General features: G+C 34.7%; 8 protein-coding genes. 6 read left to right on the forward strand and 2 right to left on the reverse strand.

From position 1 onward, the window contains the following. The first annotated feature begins 2 nt into the window (after positions 1 to 2). The 6 genes from AB8B90_RS08890 (at position 3) to AB8B90_RS08915 (ending at position 4,960) form a co-directional block, all read left to right on the forward strand. On the forward strand, positions 3 to 524 hold the full coding sequence (locus tag AB8B90_RS08890) for a 30S ribosomal protein S16 (protein ID WP_405335848.1): 522 nt from the start codon (positions 3 to 5) through the stop codon (positions 522 to 524). 68 nt (positions 525 to 592) lie between these two features. After that, positions 593 to 1,123 carry a ribosome maturation factor RimM gene (gene rimM / locus AB8B90_RS08895; protein ID WP_405335851.1) on the forward strand — a complete coding sequence of 177 codons (531 nt, stop codon included), beginning with the start codon at positions 593 to 595 and terminating at the stop codon, positions 1,121 to 1,123. Positions 1,124 to 1,198: 75 nt separating this feature from the next. Continuing rightward, positions 1,199 to 1,912, forward strand: coding sequence for a tRNA1(Val) (adenine(37)-N6)-methyltransferase (locus tag AB8B90_RS08900; RefSeq protein ID WP_405335854.1), 714 nt, complete (start codon positions 1,199 to 1,201; stop codon positions 1,910 to 1,912). A gap of 54 nt (positions 1,913 to 1,966) precedes the next feature. Continuing rightward, positions 1,967 to 3,145, forward strand: coding sequence for an acyl-CoA dehydrogenase family protein (locus AB8B90_RS08905; RefSeq protein ID WP_405335857.1), 1,179 nt, complete (start codon positions 1,967 to 1,969; stop codon positions 3,143 to 3,145). Between the two features lie 128 nt (positions 3,146 to 3,273). Next, complete coding sequence (locus tag AB8B90_RS08910) at positions 3,274 to 4,014, forward strand: SGNH/GDSL hydrolase family protein (RefSeq protein ID WP_405335860.1); 741 nt, start codon at positions 3,274 to 3,276, stop codon at positions 4,012 to 4,014. Positions 4,015 to 4,063: 49 nt separating this feature from the next. Beyond that, positions 4,064 to 4,960 carry a serine/threonine protein phosphatase gene (locus AB8B90_RS08915; protein ID WP_405335863.1) on the forward strand — a complete coding sequence of 299 codons (897 nt, stop codon included), beginning with the start codon at positions 4,064 to 4,066 and terminating at the stop codon, positions 4,958 to 4,960. On the opposite strand, the gene AB8B90_RS08920 is transcribed toward AB8B90_RS08915, so the two are convergent. Further along, a complete protein-coding gene (locus AB8B90_RS08920; RefSeq protein WP_405335866.1) occupies positions 4,957 to 5,289 on the reverse strand; it encodes a ferredoxin in 333 nt (110 codons plus the stop codon). The two genes, AB8B90_RS08915 and AB8B90_RS08920, sit on opposite strands and share 4 nt — an antisense overlap. After that, positions 5,289 to 6,344, reverse strand: a complete 1,056-nt coding sequence (locus tag AB8B90_RS08925) for an NAD(P)/FAD-dependent oxidoreductase (RefSeq protein WP_405335869.1) — start codon at positions 6,342 to 6,344, stop codon at positions 5,289 to 5,291. The genes AB8B90_RS08920 and AB8B90_RS08925 overlap by 1 nt, the downstream gene beginning before the upstream one ends. Positions 6,345 to 6,624 lie beyond the last annotated feature (280 nt).

Genomic DNA, 6,624 nt, shown 5'->3' on the forward strand with positions numbered 1-6,624 from the left:
ATATGTCAGTTAAAATTAGATTACAAAGACACGGTAAAAAAGGGAAACCTTATTACTGGATCGTAGCAGCAGATGCTAGATCAAAAAGAGATGGTAAATACCTTGAAAAACTAGGTGCTTATAACCCAAACACAAATCCAGCAACTGTAGAATTAAATGTTGATGGTGCAGTACAATGGCTTCAGAATGGTGCACAACCAACTGATACAGCCAGAGCAATTTTATCTTACAAAGGTGCAATGCTCAAAAATCATTTAGCAGGTGGTATTGCTAAAGGTGCTTTAACAGAAGAACAAGCTGAAGCTAAATTCAATGCTTGGTTAGATGAAAAAGCAGCCAAAGTACAATCTAAAGAAGCTAATTTATCTGAAGCGCAAGCAAAAGCAAAAGCTGATGCGTTAGCTGCTGAAAAAGCAGTTAATGAAGCAAGAATTGCTGCAGCAGCTCCAGTTGTTGAAGAAGAAACTACTGAAGAAGCTCAAGCTGAAGGTGATGACGCTACCGCTTCAAACGAAGAAGAATAGAAATTTATTTTTTATACTTTTAAACTCCGACACAAAGTGTCGGAGTTTTTTTGTTAATTTACTAAAGCATGAATAAAAAAGAGTGTTTCTTTCTCGGAAAGATTGTCAAAAAATACAGCTTTAAAGGTGAGCTATTAGTTAAACTTGATACAGATGAACCTAAGCTATATGAGAACATGGAATCTGTCTTTGTTGAAGTTCGCAACAATCTAATTCCCTTCTTTATTGAATCATCACAACTTCACAAGTCTGAATTATTACGTGTTAAATTTGAAGATGTAGATACTGAAGAAGATGCAGACGCTTTAATTAAAAGTGGGCTGTATTTACCACTTGAATTCTTACCAAAATTAGATGATGATAAATTTTACTTTCATGAAATCATTGGATTTCAAGTTAAAGATAAAAACTTTGGAACCGTTGGAGTTATCAAATCCGTTAACGACTCTACTGCACAATCTTTATTTGAAATAGACAGAGATGGCATAGAGATCTTAATACCAATGAATGATGAGTTTATCTCAAAAGTAGATAAGAAGAATCAAATTATTTTTGTTGATACTCCTGAAGGGCTCATTAATCTTTATCTAGACAAATAAAAACTGTTATTCAGAGAGAAAAGATTTACCTCTTAGATTCTTCAGTCGTTATCATATTTCAGAATCAAAACTAATATGGACCAACCATTTAAATTTAAACAGTTTTCCATTAACCAAGATCAATGTGCAATGAAAATTGGCACAGACAGTGTTTTATTAGGCGCTTGGACTACTGTAGAAAATCATCCCTTTTCCATCTTAGATATTGGTGCAGGAACTGGTGTTTTATCACTAATGCTAGCTCAACGAAGTCAAGCACAATTAATAGAAGCTCTTGAAATTGATGATCGAGCTTATGAACAATGTGTAAACAACTTTGAAGAGTCACCATGGAATGATCGCCTATTTTGTTATCACGCGTCTCTAAAAGAGTATACTGAGGAAGTTGAAGATACTTATGATATAATTCTATGTAATCCACCATTTTATTCTGAAGATTATAAAACGAACAATAAACAACGTGATTTAGCACGTTTTCAAGACGCTATGCCTTTTAAACATTTATTAGAATGCACAAGTAATTTACTGTCTGAAAACGGCTTATTTTCTGCAATTATTCCTTTTTCAATGGAAGAATATTTCACAAATACTGCATCAGAATTAAAGTTATTTCCAAAGCGAATTACTAGAGTAAAAGGAAACCCTACTTCTGATACGAAACGAAGCCTAATGGAATTTAGTTTCTTAAAAACTGAAACCAAATATTCAGATTTAGTCATTGAAACTTCTCGTCATCAATATACTCAAAATTACATAAAACTTACTGAGGATTTTTATTTGAAAATGTAGTTTTAAGAAAACGATTTCGTTATTTTTGTTATCCAAAACAAAATATCATTTCATATGAAACCAGATTTATTTGAAGCGCCAGATTATTACAATCTAGATGAGTTACTTTCTGAAGAACATAAATTAGTTCGTGATGCTGCTAGAGATTGGGTAAAACGTGATGTTTCGCCAATCATCGAAGACTATGCTCAAAAAGCAGAATTCCCAACTCAAATTGTAAGTGGACTTGCTGAAATTGGAGCTTTCGGACCTTATATTCCTGTAGAATATGGAGGTGCAGGTTTAGATCAAATTTCTTACGGATTAATCATGCAAGAAATTGAGCGTGGAGATTCTGGCGTAAGAAGTACAGCTTCTGTACAATCGTCTTTAGTAATGTATCCTATTTGGAAATATGGTAACGAAGAACAACGTCAAAAATATTTGCCAAAATTAGCTTCTGGAGAATGGATTGGGTCTTTTGGTTTAACAGAGCCAGATCACGGAAGTAACCCTGGAGGTATGGTAACCAATTTTAAAGATATGGGAGATCACTATCTTTTAAATGGTGCTAAAATGTGGATATCAAATTCACCTTTCTGTCAAATCGCATTGGTTTGGGCTAAAAATGAAGAAGGACGTATTCACGGTCTTATTGTTGAACGTGGTATGGAAGGGTTTTCAACTCCTGAAACTCATAACAAATGGTCTCTGCGTGCAAGTGCTACAGGAGAGCTTATTTTTGATAACGTCAAAGTTCCTAAAGAGAATTTATTACCCAACAAATCTGGGCTTGGGGCACCTCTTGGTTGTTTAGATTCAGCACGTTTTGGAATCGCTTGGGGAGCAATTGGAGCAGCAATGGATTGCTACGACACAGCGTTGCGTTACAGCAAAGAACGTCTCCAGTTTGGTAAACCAATAGGTCAGTTTCAATTACAACAAAAGAAGCTAGCTGAAATGATTACTGAAATCACAAAAGCACAATTACTAGCTTGGCGTTTGGGAGTTATGCGTGAAAATGGAACCGCAACTTCAGCTCAAATTTCGATGGCAAAACGTAACAATGTTGATATGGCATTAAAAATTGCTCGTGACGCAAGGCAAATGCTTGGTGGCATGGGGATTTCTGGTGAATATTCTATCATGAGACATATGATGAATTTAGAAAGTGTAGTTACTTACGAAGGAACTCACGATATTCATTTATTAATTACGGGTCTGGACGTTACAGGCCTCAACGCATTCAAATGAGCCTAAGGCTCTTTTTGTCATCTCACTCAGATGGGATTGAGTTGCATACTGTTAAGTAAAAAATAAAAAATGCCTTTCAAATGAAAGGCATTTTTTATTCAACACTATTAATATCGTATCTTTAGTTTATGAAAAAGATTACATCTTATCTCATCATTCTAATCATGTTACCTCTTCTATCTTGTTATCAAGATGATTCAACAACGAGAGTAATAAATCCTTCTGGGTCACAAAATCAGGAGCAGGATATTGATCAAACTCAAGAATTTAAAATCCTTTCCTTAGGAGATAGTTATACTATTGGTCAAAGTGTTTGTGATGAGTGCCGATTTCCTGTACAACTTCGTGATAGTTTAACAAGCAACATTCCTAATAGCGTATTCGAAGTAAATGTAATTGCGCAAACAGGTTGGACTACTACTAACCTTAAAAACAATATTCCTGAAGAAACTTTAACAATTAATCATGATCTCGTTACATTATTGATTGGTGTAAATAATCAATTTCAAGGACGACCTTTTTCACTTTATGAAACTGAATTTCCAGAATTAGTTCAAACTGCTATTACAGCTGCTTCAGGTGATAAGAATAATGTAATAGTCATATCAATTCCAGACTATGCATATACACCTTTCGGTCAAAATTTTGGCAATCCCGAAAACACATCATTAGAAATTGACAATTACAACAACTTTGCAGAAAATTATTGTACCCTTAACGCTATCACTTTTCTAAATATTACAGATATTACTCGAGAAGGTTTAAATAATACAGATTTAGTAACTACCGATAATTTACACCCTTCTGAATTAGCATACTCAAGATTTGTAGAACGATTGTTACCTATTGCAATTGAAAAAATTGAATGACACTAATCACATTGATTAATTTCTGCTTATTTTAGTTGAAAGTTTATTCATGTCTTCAAAATCAAGATTAGATCGCGCTTATAAAAATGCTAAAGTCGTTGACTTCGACGACTCAAGTAAATTGATTCTATTTAGTGATTGTCATAGAGGCGATAACAGTTTTGCTGACGATTTTGCTAACAATAGAAACATTTATTTTCACGCATTAAAGCATTATTACGCTGAAGGCTTTGCTTATTGTGAACTTGGAGATGGAGATGAGCTTTGGGAGAATTTGTTTTTTACTTCTATTTTAAATGCACACAAGAATGTTTATATGTTGATGAAACTTTTTCATGAACAAGATCGATTGCACATGATTTGGGGTAATCACGACATGGTTTATCGTGATCCAAAATATGTCGAGAAGCATTTATCAACTTTTTTTGACCCAAAAATTGGCGAAGATGTAGAGTTATTTTGTAATCTCAAATATCATGAAGCTGTCGTTTTAAAACATTCTAAAACTAATCAAGAGTTGTTTTTAACTCATGGACATCAAGCCGATTGGTGGAATTATTTATTTTGGAAATGGAGTCGTTTTATGGTTCGTGTGCTTTGGAAACCTTTAAATGTGATGGGCATTGCAGACCCAACAAGTCCAGCTAAAAATTATAAAGAATTAATTAAAGTTGAGCGTCGCACCAAGAAATGGATTATTGAAAACAATAACTTAATTACTGTAGTTGGCCATACGCATCGACCTCGTTTTCCAGAACCAGGAGATATCGCTTTTTTTAATGATGGGAGTTGTGTTCACCCGAGAAGCATTACTGGTATTGAAATTGAAAATGGAAAGATTTCACTTATCAAATGGCAAATAGCTACCACAGATGATGGCACTTTAAAAATTGTAAGAGTATTATTAGAAGGGCCACGAAAATTGGCCGATTACAAAACGGATTAACTTTCTGGTGCGAGTTCAACCTCTAGACCTTCCATTTCTGGAGTGATTTGAATTTGACAGCCAAGTCTAGAGTTTTCTTTAACATGAAATGCCTCACTTAACATCGCTTCTTCATCATCCTGCATTTCAGGAAGCTCATTTTCAGAATTCACATAACACTGGCATGATGCACACATTGCCATTCCACCGCAAATACCAATTGTTCCTTCTGGTGCTAATTCATAAGAACGAACAACTTCCATCAAATTCATAGCCATATCAGTAGGCGCTAGAACTTCATGTGTATTCCCTTCCCTATCAGTAATTTTTATATTGACGTCCTGTTCCACTATTCTATTTTCTTGACAACTGCTTTTGGAGCTTCTTTACGCGTACCGTCAAATCCGTCTACTCCACTAACAGTTGTGTATTTTAAAACATAACGTTTTCCTGGATTAATAATCTGGTAAGCCGCTTGACACATTAAAGTAGCCTCATGGAAACCACACAAAATTAATTTCAATTTACCAGGATATATGTTTCCATCACCTATTGCAAAAATTCCAGGAATATTAGTTTGGTAATCTAAAGCATTATTAACTTTAATAGCATTCTTTTCTATTTCCAATCCCCAATTTGCAATTGGTCCTAATTTTGGTGACAATCCAAATAATGGGATAAAATGGTCGGTTTCGATTATAGTTGGATCTTCATTTTTTTTAGTCACCTCAACGGCTTCAACTTTTCCGTTTCCATTGATGGCTGTAATTTCAGCAGGTGTGATTAAGTTTATTTTACCTTTATTTTTTAAATCTTGTACTTTTTCAACAGAATCTAAATGACCACGAAATTCATTTCTTCTATGCACTAAAGTAACTGAAGAAGCTAAAAAAAAAAAAAAAATACTCCAATCTAAGGCTGAGTCTCCTCCTCCAGCAATAACAACATTTTTACCACGATACATCTCTGGCTCTTTAATCATATACTCCACACCCTTATCTTCATAATCTGAGATATTATCAAGTAATGGTTTACGAGGTTCAAAACTCCCTAGGCCACTTGCGATAGCAATCACTGGAGCACGATGTTTTGTTCCTTTGTTTGTGGTTACAATAAACGTACCATCTTCTTGTTTATCAATTGTTTCTGCTCGTTCTCCAAGTGTAAATCCAGGTTCAAACTGTTTGCACTGCTCTAATAACTTGTCGGTTAAATCACCTGCAAGAATTTCTGGATATGCGGGAATATCATAGATTGGTTTTTTTGGATATATCTCAGAACATTGTCCGCCTGGCTGAGGTAATGCATCAATTAAGTGGCACTTTAGTTTTAGTAAGCCAGCTTCAAAAACCGTGAATAACCCTGTTGGTCCAGCTCCTATGATGAGTATGTCTGTTTTAATCATATAAACACCCACAACAGTGGGAATCTTTTAATTTAACTTTGGTAACAAAGTTCCTGTTTTAAACTATTAATTTTAATGATATTTATCAGTTTGCGTGAAGGATTGAGGTTTTGTCGCAGCTCTTTTTGCTTTTTTTGAGATTCTTCGACGAGCTCAGAAAAACAAAAAAAAAGCGACTACCGAAAGCCTGACCCTTGTGGTCACGCCCAACTACACTTCTATATTAATAACTTTTTCTATTTGAGGCGCATACTTTTTAATGGTCATTTCAACACCAGAT

The sequence above is a fragment of the Psychroserpens sp. genome, from assembly GCF_045105015.1.
Classification (GTDB): Bacteria; Bacteroidota; Bacteroidia; order Flavobacteriales; family Flavobacteriaceae; genus Psychroserpens.

What these genes read in the sequence shown, in the direction of transcription:
- AB8B90_RS08890 (WP_405335848.1), top strand. Translation starts at nt 3, where the DNA reads ATGTCAGTTAAAATTAGATTACAAAGACACGGTAAAAAAGGGAAACCT.
- rimM (WP_405335851.1), top strand. Translation starts at nt 593, where the DNA reads ATGAATAAAAAAGAGTGTTTCTTTCTCGGAAAGATTGTCAAAAAATAC.
- AB8B90_RS08900 (WP_405335854.1), top strand. Translation starts at nt 1,199, where the DNA reads ATGGACCAACCATTTAAATTTAAACAGTTTTCCATTAACCAAGATCAA.
- AB8B90_RS08905 (WP_405335857.1), top strand. Translation starts at nt 1,967, where the DNA reads ATGAAACCAGATTTATTTGAAGCGCCAGATTATTACAATCTAGATGAG.
- AB8B90_RS08910 (WP_405335860.1), top strand. Translation starts at nt 3,274, where the DNA reads ATGAAAAAGATTACATCTTATCTCATCATTCTAATCATGTTACCTCTT.
- AB8B90_RS08915 (WP_405335863.1), top strand. Translation starts at nt 4,064, where the DNA reads ATGTCTTCAAAATCAAGATTAGATCGCGCTTATAAAAATGCTAAAGTC.
- AB8B90_RS08925 (WP_405335869.1), bottom strand. Translation starts at nt 6,344, where the DNA reads ATGATTAAAACAGACATACTCATCATAGGAGCTGGACCAACAGGGTTA.